This window comes from Stenotrophomonas sp. (genome assembly GCF_059505245.1).
Genome location: NZ_JCACKF010000037.1, coordinates 150,414 through 170,271, shown reverse-complemented (window position 1 = coordinate 170,271; position 19,858 = coordinate 150,414). Strand labels below are relative to the sequence as shown.

At 67.2% G+C, this 19,858-nt stretch carries 13 protein-coding genes; 2 read left to right on the top strand and 11 right to left on the bottom strand.

Features of this window, described 5'->3' with window-relative positions; genetic code table 11:
* The first annotated feature begins 36 nt into the window (after positions 1 to 36).
* Complete coding sequence (locus tag AC5JLE_RS14170; protein WP_014647205.1) at positions 37 to 1,095, top strand: LacI family DNA-binding transcriptional regulator; 1,059 nt, start codon at positions 37 to 39, stop codon at positions 1,093 to 1,095.
* Positions 1,096 to 1,162: 67 nt separating this feature from the next.
* On the opposite strand, the gene AC5JLE_RS14165 is transcribed toward AC5JLE_RS14170, so the two are convergent.
* From AC5JLE_RS14165 to AC5JLE_RS14120, 10 genes are all read right to left on the bottom strand, one after another.
* Entirely contained in the window at positions 1,163 to 3,721 is a 2,559-nt protein-coding gene (locus AC5JLE_RS14165) for a glycoside hydrolase family 3 protein (RefSeq protein ID WP_481444788.1), read from the bottom strand.
* Positions 3,718 to 5,127, bottom strand: a complete 1,410-nt coding sequence (locus tag AC5JLE_RS14160) for a sugar porter family MFS transporter (RefSeq protein ID WP_046430740.1) — start codon at positions 5,125 to 5,127, stop codon at positions 3,718 to 3,720. The genes AC5JLE_RS14165 and AC5JLE_RS14160 overlap by 4 nt, the downstream gene beginning before the upstream one ends.
* Before the next feature lie 31 nt (positions 5,128 to 5,158).
* A complete protein-coding gene (gene xylA, locus AC5JLE_RS14155) occupies positions 5,159 to 6,493 on the bottom strand; it encodes a xylose isomerase (protein ID WP_043395866.1) in 1,335 nt (444 codons plus the stop codon).
* A gap of 43 nt (positions 6,494 to 6,536) precedes the next feature.
* The gene (xylB, locus tag AC5JLE_RS14150; protein ID WP_496065399.1) at positions 6,537 to 8,030 is read right to left on the bottom strand and encodes a xylulokinase; all 1,494 of its coding nucleotides are present in this window, start codon (positions 8,028 to 8,030) and stop codon (positions 6,537 to 6,539) included.
* 163 nt (positions 8,031 to 8,193) lie between these two features.
* The gene (locus tag AC5JLE_RS14145) at positions 8,194 to 9,726 is read right to left on the bottom strand and encodes a tryptophan halogenase family protein (protein ID WP_414611501.1); all 1,533 of its coding nucleotides are present in this window, start codon (positions 9,724 to 9,726) and stop codon (positions 8,194 to 8,196) included.
* A gap of 11 nt (positions 9,727 to 9,737) precedes the next feature.
* Complete coding sequence (locus AC5JLE_RS14140) at positions 9,738 to 10,760, bottom strand: cupin-like domain-containing protein (protein ID WP_496065398.1); 1,023 nt, start codon at positions 10,758 to 10,760, stop codon at positions 9,738 to 9,740.
* Positions 10,761 to 10,763: 3 nt separating this feature from the next.
* Entirely contained in the window at positions 10,764 to 11,522 is a 759-nt protein-coding gene (locus AC5JLE_RS14135) for a SapC family protein (RefSeq protein ID WP_496065397.1), read from the bottom strand.
* A 130-nt stretch (positions 11,523 to 11,652) separates the two neighbouring features.
* Positions 11,653 to 14,781: a TonB-dependent receptor gene (locus tag AC5JLE_RS14130; protein ID WP_496065396.1), complete on the bottom strand. Its 3,129-nt coding sequence runs from the start codon at positions 14,779 to 14,781 to the stop codon at positions 11,653 to 11,655.
* A gap of 574 nt (positions 14,782 to 15,355) precedes the next feature.
* Positions 15,356 to 15,568 (bottom strand): hypothetical protein, encoded by a 213-nt coding sequence (locus AC5JLE_RS14125; protein ID WP_032957243.1) that lies wholly within the window; start codon positions 15,566 to 15,568, stop codon positions 15,356 to 15,358.
* A gap of 106 nt (positions 15,569 to 15,674) precedes the next feature.
* A complete protein-coding gene (locus tag AC5JLE_RS14120; protein WP_496065395.1) occupies positions 15,675 to 16,874 on the bottom strand; it encodes a serine hydrolase domain-containing protein in 1,200 nt (399 codons plus the stop codon).
* 275 nt (positions 16,875 to 17,149) lie between these two features.
* Between AC5JLE_RS14120 and AC5JLE_RS14115 the strand changes: the two genes are divergently transcribed.
* Entirely contained in the window at positions 17,150 to 18,397 is a 1,248-nt protein-coding gene (locus tag AC5JLE_RS14115) for an arsenic transporter (protein ID WP_496065394.1), read from the top strand.
* A 25-nt stretch (positions 18,398 to 18,422) separates the two neighbouring features.
* Here the strand turns inward: AC5JLE_RS14115 and AC5JLE_RS14110 are convergent, their stop codons facing one another.
* Complete coding sequence (locus tag AC5JLE_RS14110; RefSeq protein ID WP_496065393.1) at positions 18,423 to 19,856, bottom strand: OprO/OprP family phosphate-selective porin; 1,434 nt, start codon at positions 19,854 to 19,856, stop codon at positions 18,423 to 18,425.
* Positions 19,857 to 19,858 lie beyond the last annotated feature (2 nt).

Sequence of the window (19,858 nt, the reverse complement as noted above, 5' to 3'; positions counted from 1 at the left end):
GCGCGGCAGCGCCACCAAGAACAAAGGGATCGTGCATTGGACAAGCCGAAGAAATCGGTTCGCCGCAGAACCGCAGGCGTGACGATCGACGAGGTTGCGGCCCTTGCCGGCGTTTCGCCGATGACCGTGTCGCGGGTAATCAACCAGGGCAAGGTGCGCGACGTCACCCGCGAGCGCGTGCTGCGCGCCGTGCGTGAGCTGGGCTATACGCCCAATCTTGCCGCCAGTTCGCTGGCCGCTGCACAGCACACGCGCATTGCGCTGATCTATACCAACCCCAGCGGCGCCTACCTGCGCGAACTGCTGGTGGGCCTGCTGCGCGTCGCCTCCAGTTCCGCCATCCAGCTGGTCATCGACTACTGGGACAACCTGGATGCCGAATCCGAACGCAGGGCGGCGCGTGCGCTCGCCGGACGCGTCGACGGGGTGATCCTGCCGCCGCCGCTGTGCGAATCGCAGGCCGCCGTAAGCGAACTGGTCAAGGCTGGCATTCCGGTGGTGGCCATCGCATCGGGTCGCCTGAGCGAGGCCCTGTCCTGCGTCCGCATCGATGATTTCAGTGCGGGCAGGGAAATGACCGATCACCTGCTCCGGCAGGGACACACCCGCATCGGTTTCATCCGTGGGCGCGATGACCTGAGCGCAAGTGCGCTCCGCTACGACGGCTTCGTCACCGCCCTGCGCGAGGCCGGGCTGGCGGTGGAGCCCGGCCTGGTCCAGCACGGTGACTACACCTACCGGTCCGGCCTGGCCGCGGCCGAGAAGCTGCTGTCCCAGCGCCGGCCACCGACCGCGATTTTCGCCAGCAACGACGACATGGGCGCCGCCGCCATCTCCGTGGCGCATCGGCGCGGGCTGGAAGTGCCACGCGACCTGTCGGTGGTGGGTTTCGATGACACCTCGGCCGCCACCACCGTGTGGCCGGAACTGACAACGATCCACCAGCCCATCGCCTCGATGGCCAACGCGGCCATCGACATCCTGCTGCGCACCATCCGCCGTCCTGCGGGGGACGCAACGGTGCTGCGCGAACATGTGATGCCGCATCGGCTGATCGCACGCGGTTCGGTAGCCGCACCGCCCACGCGCCGGTAGCGAAGGCCCCGCCCTCATGCCTGCGCCTGCGCAGCAGGCGGCAGGGTGCCGGCCAGGCCGGCAGCAATCATGCGCCGCATCCAAGGGCGACCTCGGCTTCGTTCAGTGCGCCCAGCGCGACGCGTGACACGGAGATCGTCATCGCATCGGCCGTCACCACCGACCACGGTCGGTCGATCGCGTCCAGCTTTGCACCCGCCTTGGCCAGGCACTTCAGCGGCACGCCAACGCGCTTCCACTGGCCTTGTGGAAGCGCCGCCAGCGACGGCCCGATGGCGATGCGTGCCGAGCAGCCCACGCCGCAACCGACCGACAGCCACGCCTCACCCTCCGGCGCAGCGTCCACGCGCAGCGTGGTCAGCAGCATCAGGTCACCGTTGGATTCGCGCTGCAGGTCCAGCGCCGTGTGCGAGTGCAGTGCAGCAACGGCCTCGCCCTTGCCCGACCAGGCCAGGCGGCGCCCATCCTCCTGCGCCAGATGATCCACGCCGGTGATCTTCAGCCGATCATCGGGCAATGCGTCCGGCACGCGGGTCACGGTCAGGCCCTGGCCTGCGGCCTGCTCAAGGCGCAGCGCCATGCCGGGGCCTGCATCACCGCGCGCGAAGAACACGCCGGTCGCGCCCTCGTTGCCGGTCACGCCCGATGCCTCCGGCAGCGCGGCCAGGTCGCCGTTGTCGGCGTAGGTCAGGCCGAAGCCGAACGCAAACAACGGATCGTAGTCCTTCTGGCCGACGTTGTTGGCGTACTGGGTGGCGGTGCGCGGCCAGCTGAAACTGAGCTTGCCCTTGAAATCGTGCTGCACCCGGCCATCGCTTCCGCGCAGCAGTACATCGGCAATGCCGGCGCCTTCCGAGCCCGGCAGCCACGCGGCCACGAAGGCATCGGCGGCATTGATTTCCCGGTTCACCCAGAGCGGCCGCCCGCTCAGGAAGACCGCGACGACCGGTATGCCATCGGCCTTGAGCCGCTTGAGCAGCGCCAGATCCGTTTCGTTGCCGGGCTTGTAGGCCAGCGTCGGCCGGTCTCCCTGGAACTCGGCATAGGGGTCTTCGCCAAACACCACCACCGCCACGTCGGGTTTCACTGCATAGCGACCGTCAACGGCAAGCACGGCTTCACCACCGGCCGCCCTGGCCTGGTGCGCGATGCCCTCGTAGATGGAGTCCGCATTGGGGAAGTCCTTGCGCGTGGTGCCGGTGCCCTGCCAGTTGAGCGTCCAGCCGCCGGCCTGCTTGCCGACATCGTTGGCACCGTCGCCGGCCACGAGGATCCGCTGCTTCGGCGACAGCGGCAGGACGCCGTTCTGGTTCTTCAGCAGGACCAGCGATTCGCGCACGGCCTGCCGGGCCACCGCGCGATGTGCCGGCGCGCCGATCAGTGCGAACTGGCCGCCAACGGCCCGCGTGGACGGCCTGCCGGCCTCGAACAGCCCCAGGCGGAACTTGACCCGCAGGATCCGGCGCACCGCATCGTCCAGGCGCTGCGGCGTTATCCGGCCGTCCTTCACCGCAGCCAGCGTCGTCTCGTAGAAACCCTTCCAGCTGTCCGAGGCCATCGCCATGTCCAGGCCCGCGTTGATCGTGGCCGGGCAGTCCGTGGTGGTGCAGCCCTTGACCTGGCCATGACCATTCCAGTCGCCCACCACGAAGCCACCGAAGTTCATGCGTCCCTTGAGCACATCGGTGAGGTAGTGCCGGTGCCCGTGCATCTTTTCACCGTTGACGCTGTTGAACGATGCCATCGCGCTCTGCGCGCCGGCGGCGATGGCCGGCGGGTATCCGGCGGCGTGGATGCGTACCAGGTCCGGCTCACTGATGCGGGTGTCGCCCTGGTCCTTGCCGTCGGTGGTGCCGCCATCACCGAGAAAGTGCTTCACCGAGGCGATCACATGGCGGCCATCGAGGAACTCCGGTGTTCCCACCCTGCCCTGCAATCCCTCCACCATGGCGCCGGCATAGCTGGCCACCACCTCGGGCGATTCCGAGTAGCCCTCGTAGCTGCGGCCCCAGCGATCATCCTGGGGTACCGCAACGGTCGGCGCGAACGTCCACTCCATGCCGGTGACGCGGGTTTCCAGCGCGGTGATGCCACCGATCTGCCGCAGCAGCTCCGGATTGCGCGTGGCGCCCAGCCCGATGTTGTGCGGGAACAACGTGGCGCCAATGATGTTGCTCTGCCCATGCACGGCATCGATGCCGAACAGCAGCGGAATGGCCTTGCCGCCTTTCGACGTGTCCATGGAGGCGTCGTAGAAGGCGTCTGCCAGCGCCAGCCACTCGGCTGGCGACGCATCGTAGCGGCCACCGGGGTCGGAATTGCCACCGGCCAGGATCGAACCAAGGCGGTAGCGCCGCACGTCATCGGGGGTGAGGCTGGCAATGTCGCCCTGCACGAGCTGGCCGACCTTTTCCTCCACCGTCATGCCTGCCATCAGGTCGGTGATCCGCTTCTCCAGCGCAGGATCCGCGGCCAGTGGCCAGGTGACCTGCGGCCACGGGTCGCTGGCGGCTCCCGCAGTGGCGGCGGGCCGGTCCTGGCCGTGGCAGCCCAGCAACGCCAGCGTCAGCACGGCGACCAGCACGCCGCTGCGGGATAAGGAGGTCTGCGATGTCATGGCGCTCATCCTTCCATCTGCTCCAGTTCCTTGCCCTTGGTCTCGTGCACATGCCGGACCACGAAAATCACCGAGATGATCGCCGCCACCAGGTAGATGCCGTAGGTGGCCGCCAGCCCTGCCGCGGCCAGCAGCATCGGGAACGTCACCGTGACCACGAAGTTGGAGGTCCATTGCGCTGCGCCGGCGACCGCCAGTGCCGAACCGCGGATCTGGTTCGGGAACATCTCGCCCAGCATCACCCACATCACCGGCCCCCACGACAGGTTGAAGAACACGACATAGGCATTGGCCGCCACCAGCGCCAGCGTGCCCATGCGCCCGGGTAGCTGCAGATGCCCGTCGGCCAGTGAACCACTTGCAAACGCGACCACCACCAGTGCAAGCGACAGCGACATCCCGGCCGAGCCGAACCACAGCAGGGGCTTGCGGCCGATCCGGTCGATCAGCAGCACCGTGACCACGCAGGCACCGATGCTCAGCGCGCCGGACAGCACGTTGATCAGCAGCGCGTCGTTCTCGGAAAAGCCGACCGCCTGCCACAGCACGGCGCCGTAATAGAACACCACGTTGATGCCGACCAGCTGCTGGAAGCAGGCCAGCCCGACGCCGACCCACACAATCGGGCGGATCCGCCCGGTCGCCCGGCTCTTCAGATCGGACAGGCGCGGGCGATGGTGGTCGTTGGACAGCGAGGCATCGATCTCTTCGAGCGTGGCGCGGGCCTTGTCGTTGCCGAGCAGCCGGGTGAGCACGCGCAGCGCGTCGTCCTTGCGCCGCTTGACCACCAGGTAGCGCGGGCTCTCAGGAATGGTCAGCAACAGCAGCAGGAACACCAGCGATGGCGCGGCCTGCATCCAGAACATCCAGCGCCAGGCAGCCTGCCCGGCCCACAGCGGCTCGGTCGACGCGCCCGCTGCGGCCGCCAGCAGGTAGTTGGACAGGAAGGCGGCGGTGAGCCCGGTGATGATCGCGATCTGCTGCACCGTGGCCAGGCGGCCGCGATAGCGGGCCGGAGCGACCTCGGCAATGTAGGCCGGCGAGATCACGCTCGCCGCGCCTACCGCGAACCCACCCACCACCCGCGCCGCAATGAACCAGCCCGACGAGGCCGCCGCCCCGGCACCGAGTGCCGACAGCAGGAACATCACCGCCGACAGGATCAGCACGTTGCGACGGCCGAGGCGGTCGGCCAGGCGGCCGGCACTGAACGCGCCCACCGCACAGCCCAGCAGCATCGACGCGATCTCGAACCCCTGCATCCATTCACCGGACCGGAACGCCTGGTGCAGGCCGTCCTGGGTGCCGTTGATCACGCCGCTGTCGAAGCCGAACAGAAAACCGCCAATCGTCGCTACCACGCTGATCAGTACGATCAGCCGGGTGTTCTCACCGCTGCCTGCTGCCTGGTTCATTCCCGTCCCCTTGAGTGCACCGTTGCCGCGCTCAGCGCAGCAGGTACTGGTTGAGCAGGTTTTCGTAACGCTCCTGCTTGCCGCTGGCCTGGTGCGGTTCGCCGAGGCGGGCGGCCAGGCCCGCCAGGTCCGGCAGGCTGAGCGTGCCACGCTCGAACTCCTGGCCGGCGCCGCTGTCGAAACTCGCGTAGCGCTCCTTGCGCCATTGCTCCCAGGGCGACTCGGTCAGCAGTGCATGGGCAACCTCCAGCCCGCGTGCGAACGCATCCATGCCGCCGATATGGGCAATGAACAGATCCTCAAGGTCGGTCGACTCACGGCGCACTTTGGCATCGAAGTTCAACCCGCCCTCCAGCCCGCCCTGGCGCAGCACGACCAGCATCGCACCCACCGTGTCGTACAGATCGCTGGGGAACTGGTCGGTGTCCCAGCCGTTCTGCGCGTTGCCGCGGTTGGCATCGATGCTGCCGAGCAGGCCATGGTCGGACGCAACCTGCAGGTCGTGCTCGAAGGTGTGCCCGGACAACGTGGCGTGGTTGGCTTCGATGTTGAGCTTGAAGTCCTTGTCCAGCCCATGCTCCTTCAGGAAGCCCACCACCGTGGCACTGTCGAAGTCATACTGGTGCTTCATCGGCTCCATCGGCTTGGGCTCGATCAGGAAGTTGCCCTTCAGGCCGATGCTGCGGCCGTAGTCGCGGGCCATGGTGAGGAAGCGCGCGAAATGTTCGATCTCGCGCTTCATCTGGGTATTGGCCAGCGACGCATAACCTTCGCGTCCGCCCCAGAACACGTAGTGCTCGCCGCCGAGTTCGACCGTGGCCTCCAGCGCGGCCTTGACCTGCACCGCTGCGCGCGCGACCACCGCGAAGTCGGGGTTGGTCGATGCGCCGTTCATGTAACGCGGGTGCGAGAACAGGTTGGCCGTGCCCCACAGCAGCTTGACGCCGGTGGCCTCCTGGCGCGCCTTGGCCAGGGCCACCATGTGCGAGAGGTTCTTCTGGTACTGGCCGATGTCGTCGGCATCCGGCGCCAGGTCGATATCGTGGAAGCACCAGTACGGCACGCCCAGCTTGGTGAAGAACTCGAACGCCGCGTCCACCTTCGCTTCGGCCGTGGCCAGTGGCGAGGCTGCCTCCCACGGGAACTGCCGTGTACCCGGGCCGAACGGATCGTGCCCGGCATTGCAGAAGGTGTGCCAGTAGCACACGGCGAAGCGCAGATGCTCCTGCATGGTCTTGCCACCGATGACCCGGTTCGCATCGTAGACCTTGAAGGCAAGCGGATTGTCCGAGCCCTTGCCCTCGAACGGAATGCGGCCGACGCCGGGGAAGTACTCCTTGGCGCCGATGAAGGGCTGCGTGCTCATGGTGCGTGCTCCTGTCGTTGTACGGGGTGTCGTGGAGGAGCCATCAGCCGCGCTGCAGCGGCGTGATGGCATCAAGATGGCTGAGGAAGCGTGCGTAGGCCCGTGCATAGGCATCGCTGCGGGCCGGATCCGGCCGTGCGGACAGCGCCGGATCGACGGTGACGTGGCGCGCGGTGATGTCGCTGATCGAGGCGGCGTCTCCCTGCGCCCGGGCGAGCGCCCACAGCGCCTGCAGTGCCGCACCAAACGCCGCGCCTTCGGCCTGCACCGGGACGTCCACCGGCAGGCCGAACACATCAGCCACCAGCTGACGCCAGGCCGCGCTGTTGCTGCCGCCGCCGGTGAGCACGATGCGATCGAACCGCATGCCCGCGCGGACGAAGGCGTCGTAGCCGTACTTCAGGCTGTAGGTCGCGCCCTCCATGGCGGCGCGGTAGAGGTGCGCCGGGGTGAAATTGGCGATGTCCAGGCCTGCCAGCACGCCCTTGCCGAGCGGCAGGTCGGGGGTACGTTCGCCATTGAGGAACGGCAGCATCACCAGCCCCCCTGCGCCCGGCGGCGTCGCGTGGAGGTGCGCATCGCCGTCGCGGCTGCTGAAACCAAAGGCGCTGGCCACGCGTTCGGTGGCCACGGTGCAGTTCATGGTGCAGATCAGCGGCAGCCAGCCACCGGTGGACGAGCAGAACGCCGCCCACGCACCGTCCGGATCGATCACCGGCGAGCCGGAATAGGCGAACAGCGTTCCGGAGGTTCCCAGGCTCATCGCCAGCCGACCTTCCGTGACGCAGCCGGTGCCGATCGCCGCCATCATGTTGTCGCCGCCGCCAACGGCCACCTTCACCGCCGCTGCAAGCCCGAGCGCGGCCGCGGCCTTCGGCGCGATATCAAACAGGGCGTCGGGTGCGGCGATCGGCGGCAGGCAGGCGGCAAGATCACGATCAGGATCGGTGGCGCGCAGCAGTTCCTGCGACCAGGTGCGTGTGCGCACGTCCAGCCAGCCGGTTCCGGACGCATCGCCAAGCTCGCAGAACCGTTGCCCGGTCAACACGAAATTCAGGTAGTCGTGTGGCAGCAGGATGGTCGCCAGCCGCGCATAGGCGTCGGCACGGTGGATCCGGGTCCAGGGCAGCTTGGACGCTGTGTAGCCGGCCAGGATCGGGTTGCCCGCCAGCGCGATGGTGCGTTGGAACCCGCCCACGGCGTCCATGATCTGGATGCATTCGGCCGAGGTGCTGGTGTCGCACCACAGCTTGGCCGGCGCCAGTACCTCGCCAGCATCATCAACCGGCACGAACCCATGCTGCTGCCCCGATACCGCCAGCGCGACGATGCGAGCGCGCAGCGAGGGATCGATCCTGGCAAAGCAGGCGCGCAGGGCCGACACCCAGTCGGCAGGCGCCTGTTCACGGCTGCCGTCGGCACCGCTGTCCATCGCGAGCGGCACGCTGGCCGAGGCCACCACCACCTGCGTCCGCGGGTCATAGACCAGCACCTTCAGGCTCTGCGTCCCTGCATCGATCCCTGCAACCAGACCCATCGAAACCGCCTCCGATCAAAAAAGGTAGCGCTAACATTCCGTGGACTCAAAAAGGGGGCGTGGTGTCCGGCCCCCTCGTTGCCACCGCGCGCGTCATCGCCAGCGGTGTTGCCGCACTGTAACCAGCTGCAGCGGAAAAAGCGTGCTGCAACGCAAAACCCTGTTACGCGCTTGCTGCCGTCGAACGCCACACGTCCACGCCGGACCTGCAGTACTGCGCGATGAACTCCGCCTGCGCCGGCATCTGCGCGGCAGCCTGCTGCACGGGCTGTTGGATGCCCTTCAACAGGGTGCGCAGATCGGCGTCGCTCACGGCCCGCGCCAGCGGGTGGGCGGGACCGGGCGCGATGCCCTGCCCGAGCAGCACGCTGGTCCAGGATTCCACGCGGAAAACCTCGCCGGGGTCCTGCCACGCATGTGCACGCTCGCGCCACGCGCTCAGCCGCTGCTGCAGCGATTCGGGCACGCGCATTTCGCGACACGCCTTCCACATCGGTTCGGGGCGCTGGGTTGCGTGGTAGTGCAGGATGATGAAGTCGCGCACGTGCTCCATTTCCTGGCGGCTGACATCGTTGTACAGCTTCACCAGCGACGCACTGATGCCATCGAACGGGAACAGCTGGATCAGGCGCACTACCGCGCTGATCGTCAGATGGATGCTGGTCGACTCCAGCGGTTCGATGAAGCCGCTGGCCAGCCCGAGCGACACCACGTTCCTGTTCCAGGCCTTCAGCCGGCGCCCGCTGCGGAACGGCACCTTCCATGGATCGCGCAAAGGTGGAGCCCCGGCATCGCGCAGCAGCTTCGCTGCGGCCTCGTCATCGGACAGGTGGCGGCTGTCATACACCAGCCCGCAGCCAACGCGGTGCTGCAGCGCGATGTGCCAGCGCCACCCCGCTTCGTGGGCGATCGCCCGGGTATAGGGCACCGGCGGCGCCACCGCTTCGGTCTGCACCGCCACGGCGCGGTCGCACGGCAGCCATTCGTGCCAGTCCTCGTAGCCGGTGCCCAGCGTCTGCTCGATCAGCAGGCCACGGAAGCCGGTGCAGTCGATGAACAGGTCGCCCTCGATCACCTGGCCGTCGTCCAGTACCAGCGCCTGCACCGAACCGTCGTGCGCGTGCTGCCTGACCTGGGCGATCCTGCCTTCGATCCGGCGCAGGCCGTGGGCCTCGGCCCTGCGGCGCAGGAACCGCGCATACAGGCTGGCATCGAAATGATACGCATAGCTGGCCTGCGGCTGGGTGTGCAGCGAGAAGCGGTCGCCATGCGATGCGATGCTCTCCAGGCTGAAGTCGCCCAGCTCCGAGGGCATGCCGCGGCGCAGGCTGTCCAGCCAGAAGTGATGGAAGGGTGCTGCCCAGGTGCCGTGGCCGATGGTGCCGAACGGATGGAAGAAGCGATCCCCCGGCAGGCGCCAGTTCTCGAACGAGATCGACAGCTTGAAGGTGCCGGCCACCGCGCGCAGGAACTCCTGCTCGTCGATCTGCAGGAAGCGATGGAAGGTGCGGATCGGCGGCACGGTGGACTCACCGACGCCGACCGTGCCGATCTGCTCGGACTCGACCAGCGTGATCTGCAGCTGGTCACGGAACTGATGCGCCAGCGCGCAGCCGGCCAGCCATCCCGCCGTACCGCCACCGGCAATGACCACCTTGCGGATGCGCTCTGCAGGCGTGCTCTGGGTATCCAACACGGTGCCCTCTCTCAACGGTTGAGCCTGCCCAGCAGCATCGCGCGCATGCGGCGGGCGCGCTGCTCGTCGAACGGTGCCAGATCCCCGCGCGCCGTCTCAGGCAGGTGCTGACCGGCGCGCTCGCCGGGGCCGAATACGTAGTAACGGAAGAGCCCTTCCCAGGCCTGCTTCTCACGCGCTGGCAGGTCGCGCACGGACCACATCGCATGCTGCAGCGCCGCCAGCGGCGACCCCAGCCAGGCCGGCGAGCTTCGCCACCAGTAGTTCACCAGCACGTTGAACGGTTCCAGGCTGCGTACATGGTGCCACCACATGCTGGGAATGAGGATCGCATCGCCGGGCCCAAGTACCGCCCCGCGTGCATGCGCCAGCGCCTCGCGGAAGCGTGGATGCCGCGCGTAGTCGGGGTGTTCGAAGTTCACCACGCTCACTACCTGCCCCCCCGGCGTGGGTTCGAGCGGGCCCGGATAGAGGTTGTCGACCTGGGCGGGCGGGAACAGGGTGAACTCGCGCTGCCCCACCGCGCAGAAGGCGAGGTTGTCGGGTGTGTCGAAATGGCACGAGGCCGTCACCCGGTTGCCGATCCAGATGCTGGCGGTGGCGTCGATGCCCTGCTTCGCCAGCCCGGCATCGTTGGCCTGCGCGAATGCCGGCAGCAGTGCCCGCGTGATCGGCAGCGAGGCCACGTAATAGGTTGGCGGCCGCGGCGCATGCAGCGTCGCGGCGATCTCTTCCAGCACCTGGGCGAGTACACCGCGCCGCACTTCGAAGTTCAGCCGGGTGAAGTCCGCGCTGTAGAACGGGCGGCCCGCGATCTCGGCGCCGCCGAACGAGTACTGGATGGGCGCACCCGCATCGACGCTGCACAGGTACGCCATCGCGTCACGCACGCCGCCCAGTCCGGCCTGGACCAGTGGCCAACCGCTGGCGATGCCGCGCAGTACGACCGGCTCACCGGCCTCCACCAGGGCGGCCAATGGCAAGGCAGCAGGATCGATGCCTTCCAGGCTCCGTATCGGCAGGCAGGCTTGCACCGGTCAGTTCCTGACCGCCTGCGCTTTGCCGTCCTGGACGCGGAGACGGCGCTGCTTCTCGGCGATCAGGCGGCGCATGTTATGCAGCGAGGCAAGCATCAGGTACGCACCTTCCAGGTAACCGGCGCGGTTCAACGCAGCCAGGCGTGAACTGTCCAGCGCCGCCAGGCGCTCGCGGTCGATGCCGTGCAATCCGCTCACGCTCACGCGGTGATGCGGCGCGAGCTGCACATCAAGCGTGACCGGCTGGATGAGGCCACAGTCGTCGAGCATCGTGAACATACTGGCCGCGAAGGCACTGCCCTCGTGGATGCCGCGCAGCACGCCGGCGATGTGGTCCAGGTAAGGCGTGTTTCCACCCTGCGGCAGGAACACCGGCTCACCGGCGCCGGAGGTGACACGCGGATGGTCCAGGTCGACGTGCATCACCGCGTCCTGGGTGAGCAGGCCGTCCACGTAGTGCTCCTGGAAGCCGATCAGGAACGGCCCTTTTGCGGCCGCGCCGGGCAGGTAGGAGGCATTCCAGCGTCCGTCCTGCAGGTACAGGTTCTCGTGCTGCTCGAAACCCAGCAGAGCCACCGACTGCCACGCCCCGGTCCCGGCCTCCCGGCGCAGGAAGATCGGATACTCGCGCTGCAGTTCGGCGAACTCGCTGGGATAGGCCGGCACCATGCCCACCGCATCGCCGAACTGCGGCCCGAATCCGGTGGCGACCCTCAGGTCCCGATGCGCGATGTTGTTGAGCATTTCATAGCGGGCCATCGAGGTATCCAGTCCAGTGCGGGGTGGCTGGCCAGCAGGGTAGCGCAGGCGCGCGACAGGTGCGGCGACTCGGCCCCGGGCGGCACCGCCGCGGACAGCGGTGCCGTGCCGGGCGCATCGGCAACCAGGCTCAGAACTTGTAGCGGACGCCCAGCATGTAGCGCGGGCTCTGGTCGGCCAGCTTGACGATCATCTGCGAGGTGCGCGAGCGCCACCGCACATCCTCGCCGGTCAGGTTGATCGCCTCCAGGCTGAAGGACCAGTGGTCATCCAGCGCGTAGTTGACGCTGAGATCCCACTGCTCGTACGGCTCCACGTAGTACGGATTGCGGCTGGAACCCTGGTTGGCCAGGATCAGGTACTGGTCGCGCCAGTTCCATGCCAGGCGCACCGACCACCCGTACTTCTCGTACATCAGCATGGCGTTGGCAGTGTCGCTCAGGCCGGTGAGCGAGAACTGGTCGATACCCGGATCGCCGCCATTGTTGTAGCCGACATCACCTTTGACCACGGTGTAGTTGGCCAGCACGCCGAAGCCGGTGTCACCGAAGAAGTACTGGCCGCCCAGTTCCCAGCCATGCAGCTTGGACTTGTTCTGGTTGATCGGGCGATTGACGTTGAACTGGTACAGCGGGTCGTTGGCCTGCCCATACAGATCGTAGGCCGCTTCGGTGGCCAGTACCTGCGCATCGGTGCCGTTGTAGGCGCCCAGGCCAGCTGGATTGTTGCGCAGCAGCGCCAGTGCGGTGAACAGCGAGGTGTCGTTGGCTGAGCAGGCGGCCGCATTGGCCGGCCCGACCTGGGCCACGCAGGCGCCGCTGGTCAGGAAGTCCAACGCCGCCCGCGCATCCGGCCCGGAGGTCGGGTCGGTGAGGCCGTACAGGCTTTCCTGGACGACCGTGTTGCCGATGAAGTTGCTGACCGACTTGTTCCAGTAGGTCAATGACACATAGCTGGCATCGGCGAAGTACCACTCCAGCCCCAGGTCGAGGTTGTCCGATTCCAGCGGCTTCAGGCTCGGGTTCTGCGAATTGCCGCTGGCGCGCGACGACGGATCGATCAGCACCGAGCCGAACGGCTGCTGGGCACCGGGCCCTGCATACAGGTTGCCGTACGGCGCGCGGGCGATGCTCTTGCCGAACGAAACGCGGCCCTTCAGTTCCTCGGTGAGGTCGATGCTGAAATCAAGGTTGGGCAGGATGTAGCTGTACCGCGCCTTCTCGGTGAAGGGCTGCTGCTCATCGGACAGCACGATGCGGAAATCGTTGTTGGCCTGCCACTCGATGGACTCGGGAACGGCAATGACCGAGGTCGACACCACGTCGGTGGTTTCATAGCGCACGCCCAGGCGGGTATTGGTGCGCATGCCGCCCAGCTCCCCGTCCAGTTCCACCTGGAAGTACGCCGCCTTGGTCTTCTCTTCCACGAAGTTGTCGGCCGCGCGTTGCGGGTTCACACCCAGGCCGACGCCGTACTCGCGCGACGCCCATTGCGCGAGCTGCCCGGCATTGCCGCGCCAGGCCGGCCAGCTGTTGGCACTGTAGTCATCGAACAGGCCGACGATGCTGACTGGCTGCAGCAGGTCCATCAGGCCGGCGGCGGTATCCCGGTCCACGTTGGCCACGCCCCAGTCGCCCAGTGTCGAATAGGCCTCGGCGGCCTGGATGCGGTGGGTGGTGGACTTGTTCGTATCCACGCCGAACTGGAAGCGGCCGTGGTCGAAGTTCCATTCGCCGTCGACACGCGCCTGCTTGATCTTGCTGATCTGGGTCTGCGCGTTGACGCGCAGCACCTGGGTGCCGATCTCGCCTTCCTGGAAGCCCGGATTGACCACGCCATTGGTCCCGGCGACCGCATCGGCAGTACTGGGATACCAGACCTGGGTGCCGACCGGCAGGCCATTGTTGAAGTTCAACTCCTGTACCCAGGAGCCACCGCAATGCGGGCCACGGGTGCAGTTGTTGGTGCCGGCAATGCTCATGAAGATGGAGCCGCCGCCGGTCAGTGGGTCATTGGGGCGGCTTTCATTCTTCGAATTGTGCGCATCGAAGCTGAGCTTGAAACGGTCGCTGACATTCCACACCGCGTTGAAGCCCAGCGAGCCCAGCTTGTACTCCTGCATGCTGCGCTGCTGTTCCAGCCCGAAGTCCTTGGTGCCGGCGATCTCGCGGATGTAGACCGGGGTGGCGACCGCACCGGAGGTGTCGAACTGGACATTGGTGTAGTTGCTGTTCTGCAGCCACATGCCCTGCTCGCCACGATTCTCGGTGATCTCGTTGGTCGAGTAGGTGTAATCCATCGTCAGGGTCAGGCTGTCCGTCGGTGCGAACTGCAGCACTGCCTGGCCATTGACTCGCTCGCGCTCGAATTCGGAGAACGCGTAGCGCAGGTCGTTGGGCCGCGCATAGAGCTGGCCGACGGCCGGGGCGTTCACCACGGTCGGGTTGCCCGGCATCGACCCCGTCCAGGGCTGCACGTTCCAGTAGTTCTCCGTGGCCTGCACCGAGCCGCCCTTGCGCTTCTGCTGGCTCGCGCTGAGGCTGACGCCAAAGGTCTTTTCCGGATTGCTGTAACTGAAGATGCCCGACAGCTCCGGCGTCAGGTCGTTGTCGAACGGCTGGCTCTGGTCGGAGACCAGCTTTGCCCCGGCATTGGCCACGATGCCGGCGTGGTCGAGCGGGCGCGAGGTCAGGATGTTGATCGTCGCGCCGATGCCACCGCTGGGCACCTGTGCCTGGCTGGTCTTGTAGACCTCGATGCCATTGATGGCCTCGGCGGCCAGCTGCGCGAAATTGAAGGCGCGAGTGCCGCCGTCGACACCGCCGATGGCCACCTGCCCGGAGGCACCGAATGCATCGGCGCCGGGCATCTGGCGACCATTGAGCGTGACCATGTTGAACTGCGGACCAAAGCCACGCGCGGTCACCTGCGCGCCCTCGCCGTCACGGCGCTCGATGGAGATGCCGGTGATGCGCTGCAACGACTCGGCAAGATTGGTATCGGGGAACTTGCCGATGTCCTCGGCGCTGATCGCATCGACCACGCCCGCCGAGTCGCGCTTGATGTCCATGGCCTGGCTCAGGCTGTTGCGTATGCCCGTGACCTGCACTGCATCGAGCTGGGTGGGCTGCGACTGGCTCTGCGGCTGCTGCCCGGTTGCCGGTGCTGCGTCCTGCGCAAACGCAGGATTGATGACCAGGGCGCCACCCACGAAGGTGAACATGGCCCGGGACCGGAACTTCGCCAACGCGCGGCTCATGAACCGGACCTCGGGCCCGGGGTGCCACGGAAACTGCAAGTGCTCATGAAAGTCCCCTCTGACATACGATCGAATGGATGTACCGCCCCCTCCCAGGGGCACGCACGGGCGTGGCCCGCATTCCAAACCGAACAGCACGGCTGCTGGAGCACGCCGCGACTTACACTTGCTTTTCAAGCCTGCCAGGACAAACACGCGGCAAAGAAGGCAGCCCCTGGACCTTGGATCCCCGTCCGACTGGTAGCGCTACCATCGCGTTGCAGCGGAGAGTAATCACCCGGGTTCGCGCTTGTCACCATGCAGCGCAGCAAATCGGCAGCGCGCGTAGCGGCGCTGGAATCACCCCGCTACTGATGACCGGGCTGCTGCTGCATCCGGTCACCGCTCACCCGCCGCAGGAAAGATGCCCGCGCCTGCGGGTCATCCAGAAAGGAACGGACCGTGAACGCTCTCCAGCGCATCGCCGCCGCAGTCGGCTCGCCGTACTCGTTCCGTCCGGCTCCGCCGTTTTCGCGGCCAACGCCGTGATCGTGGACGGAGCAGATGAGCCGCTCACCGTGGTGCTACGCAGGGGCTACCACTCTGGTCCCAGCAGCTTCATCACTTCGACCTCCAGTTTCTGCGCGGCCTCGTCCTGGGAGGCGACCTTGATGCACAGCCCCGACTGCGCCGGCCCGGGCATCAGCTGGTATCGGTTGATGGTGCCGCCCCCGTCGCCGTCCAGCGCCACGCGCGCCACCACCGTGCGCCCATTGGCGTGGAAGGTCCAGTCCTGGTAATCAAACATGCTTCAGTATCCCGGCGGCCAAGGGGTCATCCCACCTTAGGCGGCACGACAGTGAAGAAGGCTCCAGGAAGTTGTTCAGAGCGCGTGGACATGATGATGGCAGCACCTACTGCAGTGCCCGCGCCAATTGCAGGACATCGGCGAAGAAGGACGCGTAGTCGTCCTGTGGGGCGCGGTGGCTCTCGCGCCGATGGATCAGGCGCACTGCGACGACGCGTTGTTCCGGAACGATCATCAGGTATTGGCCCAGGTAGCCGTTGGCGGCAAAGCCGACGACCGGTCCCCGTGTGATGTCGTAGAGATCGGCGAGCTTCAGGCCGCGCGCGGTGATCTGGCTGGCGTAACGCTGCGGCCCGTCTGCGCCCAACCGTTCGGTGAGGAATGCGATCAACTGCCCCCGGCTGTCGAATGTGCGCCCCGCGCTGGCCTGCACGGCGCGGCGCACGTCATCGTCAACGCCGTGCCCGGCCAGCAGGTCATCCAGCCGGGGTTTGAGCTGATAGCGTTCCCACGCTGGTATCCGCCACCACAACAGGCCCACGTCAGGCGAACGGGCACTTTCAGCAGTGATCAATGCCACTGACCGTTCACTCAACAGTCGTTTGCCATCCGGCGCCACGCCTCCATCCAGCAACAGTTGCCCGATGGCGGCAAGATCGGCGGCACGCAGGGACAGGCCCGCCATTCCCAGCGGAGTGCCTGCCTCATCCTTCATCCAGGTGTGGTGGGCAATGCCCAGCGGCTTGAACAGGCGCGCATCCAGGTAGGCATCCAGCGGCTCGCCCGCCAGGCGCTCGACAATGCCGGGCAGCAGGCTGGTGGCCTTGTTGTTGTAGGAAAACACGGCGCCCGGGTCGTCACTCAGCTCGGCTGCCAGTGCCAGTTTGACCAGGTCCGGGGCCCCTTCCAGTTCGGCGCCCGCGTTGGCCACGTTCTGCAGGCCGGAGGTGTGGTCCAGCAGCATGCGCACGGTGATGCGGCTCTTCCTGCCCTGTTTCCATTCCGGATAGATCTGGCTGACCGGTACGTCGATCGAAGCCAGCTTGCCTTCGTCCAGCAGCAACGCAATGCCCAGCGCGACGACGGACTTGGTTGCCGACATCAGGTGCACGGATTCCTGCGCTGGGGCGGGCTTCAGCTCAAGCAGCGTGTCCCGGTCATGCATCACGAGCACCGCATCGGAATGCGAAGCACGCGCGTTGCGCTCGATCGTGGCGAGGGCGTCGGCACGCGGCGTCGCATGGGTGGGCCCCGCGATGCCGATCACGAGGGCCAGGGCGCAGGACAACCAGCAGGACGTTGGCATTGCGTTCTCTTCCAGTGAGTGTGCGTGCAGTGTGACTACACATGTAGTCACACCGCAGTGCCTGAAGTCATGCCGCGCTTGATTGCCTATCCGCACCGGACACCGGGTTCGTCACCAACGCGCCCGGCCCCCCAGCAGTCGCCATGCCAGTGCGCACGGTATGATGCGGCGATCCCGGAACCTGCGATGATTGCAGCGGCCGCCCATCCGCTGATCGCGTGCGCCAGGAGCACCTGCGCCGGGGTCGCTGCCGGTGCCGCTGAAGCCCCCACTCCATGCTCGCCCCCCATTCCCCCCTCGTGATCTGGGCAGCGGTCGCCGTTGCCACCATCGGCCTGCTGTTCCGTCCCTTCCGCATCCCCGAGTATGTGTGGGCGCTGGGTGCTGCCGCCCTGTTGCCGCTGCTGGGCGCGGTATCGCTGCAGACCGCATGGGGCGCGGTAGCCGAAGGCCGCGACGTCTACCTGTTCCTGGTCGGCATGATGGTGCTGGCCGAACTGGCGCGGCGCGAAGGCCTGTTCGATTGGCTGGCGTTGTACGCGGTGCGGCATGCGGGCGGATCGGGGCGACGCCTGTTCGACCTGGTGTTCCTGGTCGGCACGCTGGTGACGGTGTTCCTGTCCAACGATGCAACGGCCGTGGTGCTGACACCGGCGGTCTACGCGGCCTGCAAGGCGGCGCGCGCCAATCCCCTGCCCTACCTGTTCGTCTGCGCCTTCATTGCCAATGCGGCCAGCTTCGTGCTGCCCATCTCCAACCCGGCCAACCTGGTGGTGTACGGCCAGCACATGCCGCCACTGCTGCAGTGGCTGGCGCAGTTCGCGCTGCCGTCGGCGGCGGCGATCGGTGCCACCTACCTGGTGCTGCGCTGGGTACACCGGCGCGAAATCGCGCAGCCGCTGGTCGCCGCACCGGAACATCGCCCGCTGACCGAGGGTGGCCGACTGAGTGCGTTGGGCGTGCTGTTCACCGGCAGCGTACTGCTGGTGACGTCCGCGCTGAACGGACCGCTGGGCCTGGCCACGTTCTGCGCCGGCGCGCTGAGCGTGGCGGTCGTGGTGATACGCCAGCGCCATAGCCCGCTGCCGCTGCTGCGGCATGTCTCCTGGGGCGTGCTGCCGCTGGTGGCCGGTCTGTTCGTGCTGGTGGAGGCGGTGGCGCAGACCGGCGTCATCCAGACTGCGGCAAGCGCGCTGCAGGCCATGGCGCAGGCTTCTCCCCACCAGGCCAGCTGGCTGGCCGGTGCCGCCGCTGCACTGCTGAGCAACGTAGCCAACAATCTGCCGGTCGGCCTGGCCGCCGGTTCGCTGGGCCAGATGGCTGAACTGCCCGCACAGACCCGTGCCGCACTGCTGGTCGGCGTGGACCTGGGCCCGAACCTGTCGGTGACCGGCTCGCTGGCCACGATGCTGTGGCTGGTGGCGCTGCGTCGCGAGGGCGAGCATGTCAGCGCGCTCGACTTCCTGCGCGTCGGCGCGCTGGTGATGCCGCCTGCACTCATCGCTGCGTTGTTGCTGCTGTGACCAGAATGCAGGCGGCAGCCCGGCCCTAGAAGGCCAGCTGCAGACGGGTATTGAAGGTGGTGCCTTCATCCCTGCCCGCAGCACTGCCGCTGTGGTGGCGGGTCTGCCAACGCACGGCTTCGAACATCACCCGGCTGAAATCGTTGAGGTACCAGTTCGCGCCCAGTGTCCACGCGTGACCGGTACCACCACTGGGCAGTTCGGCATAGTCCACGTCCTCATAGCGGCCCTTCAGCTCCCACGCACCGCTGCCGCCGCGCGTCACCGGATCGGCCACCTTCACCTTGCCCCACGTGCCGGCCTTGCCCGAGTAGGACGGCAGCGCGCCCGCCAGGAACCAGCCGGCCGAGATCGCCCACGCTTCGTGGTCGCGATCATAGCGCCCGCTGGCATCGGCCCCGCGCAGGCTTCGCGTACCCCACTCGCCGGTTGCCCACGCCGGGCCGAAGAAGCCGGCCAGTTCCGCGCCGTAGGCGGTGCTGCGCTCGGCGCCCACCAGCGTGCCCGGTGTGATCCTGACCAGATCGTTGAAATGCCCCGCGATGGCCGAACTGCGCACCACGCCGCTGGCCCCGGCGGGAATCTTCTCGTGGAAGGCCCATGCGCCCAGATGCACCGTGGCGTCGGCGGTGTCCAGCGGATTCCAGTGGACGCGGGTGGCCCAGGTCTGGTTGTCGTTGTCGGTGCCGGCGTTGTTGAGGTCGTTGCCGGCCACCGACAGGCTGGCATGCCAGCCCCTTCCATACACCCGCTCGGTGAGCCCGACACCAAACAGGCCGCGCTGCGGCAGCAGCAGCGTGCCGACCACGTTGCGTTCCTGGAACGGCGTGTTGGAGGTGCTGCTTGAGCCATCGATACCGCGATCGTTCAAGCGGTTGCCGATCGTGAGATCGGCCGGCAGGCCGAACAGCGTGTGGTCCAGCGTGGCGTAGACCGACTTCCACGCCACCGCGTTGTCGGCGAAGTCGCCCTCCACGACCCAGCCCAGGGTGCCGTAGCGCCCCTCGGCCCCCAGGCGCACCGAACGGACCTCGGTACCCGAAACGTTGCGGCTGGCGACCGCCGAACCGTCGGTGCTGGAGGCATCGACGAACAGGCGGCCACGGGGGCGGAACACCGTCGTGCCGTCGGCACTGCTGAACTCCGGTGCACCCTTGGCCCAGGAGACCTTCGGCAGCCTGGACTGGCTGGTTTCCAGTGCGGCCACCCGCGTTTCCAGCGCAGGCGCGGGCGGCGTTGACGGTGCCCCCTCACTGCCCTGCCCGCCCTCGACGGCGCGGAGGCGTGCTTCCAGTTGCTGGATCTGCAGTGCCTGCTGCTGCACCAGGCGTGACAGCTCGGCCTGGCTCAGCGGCGCGGGCAGCGACGACGTGGACTGTGCGTCGGCATGGCCACTGGCCAACAGCAGGCCGAGCGCGACCGACAGCGCTGCCCGCGGCAGCACGTTGGAATGGTTCATGG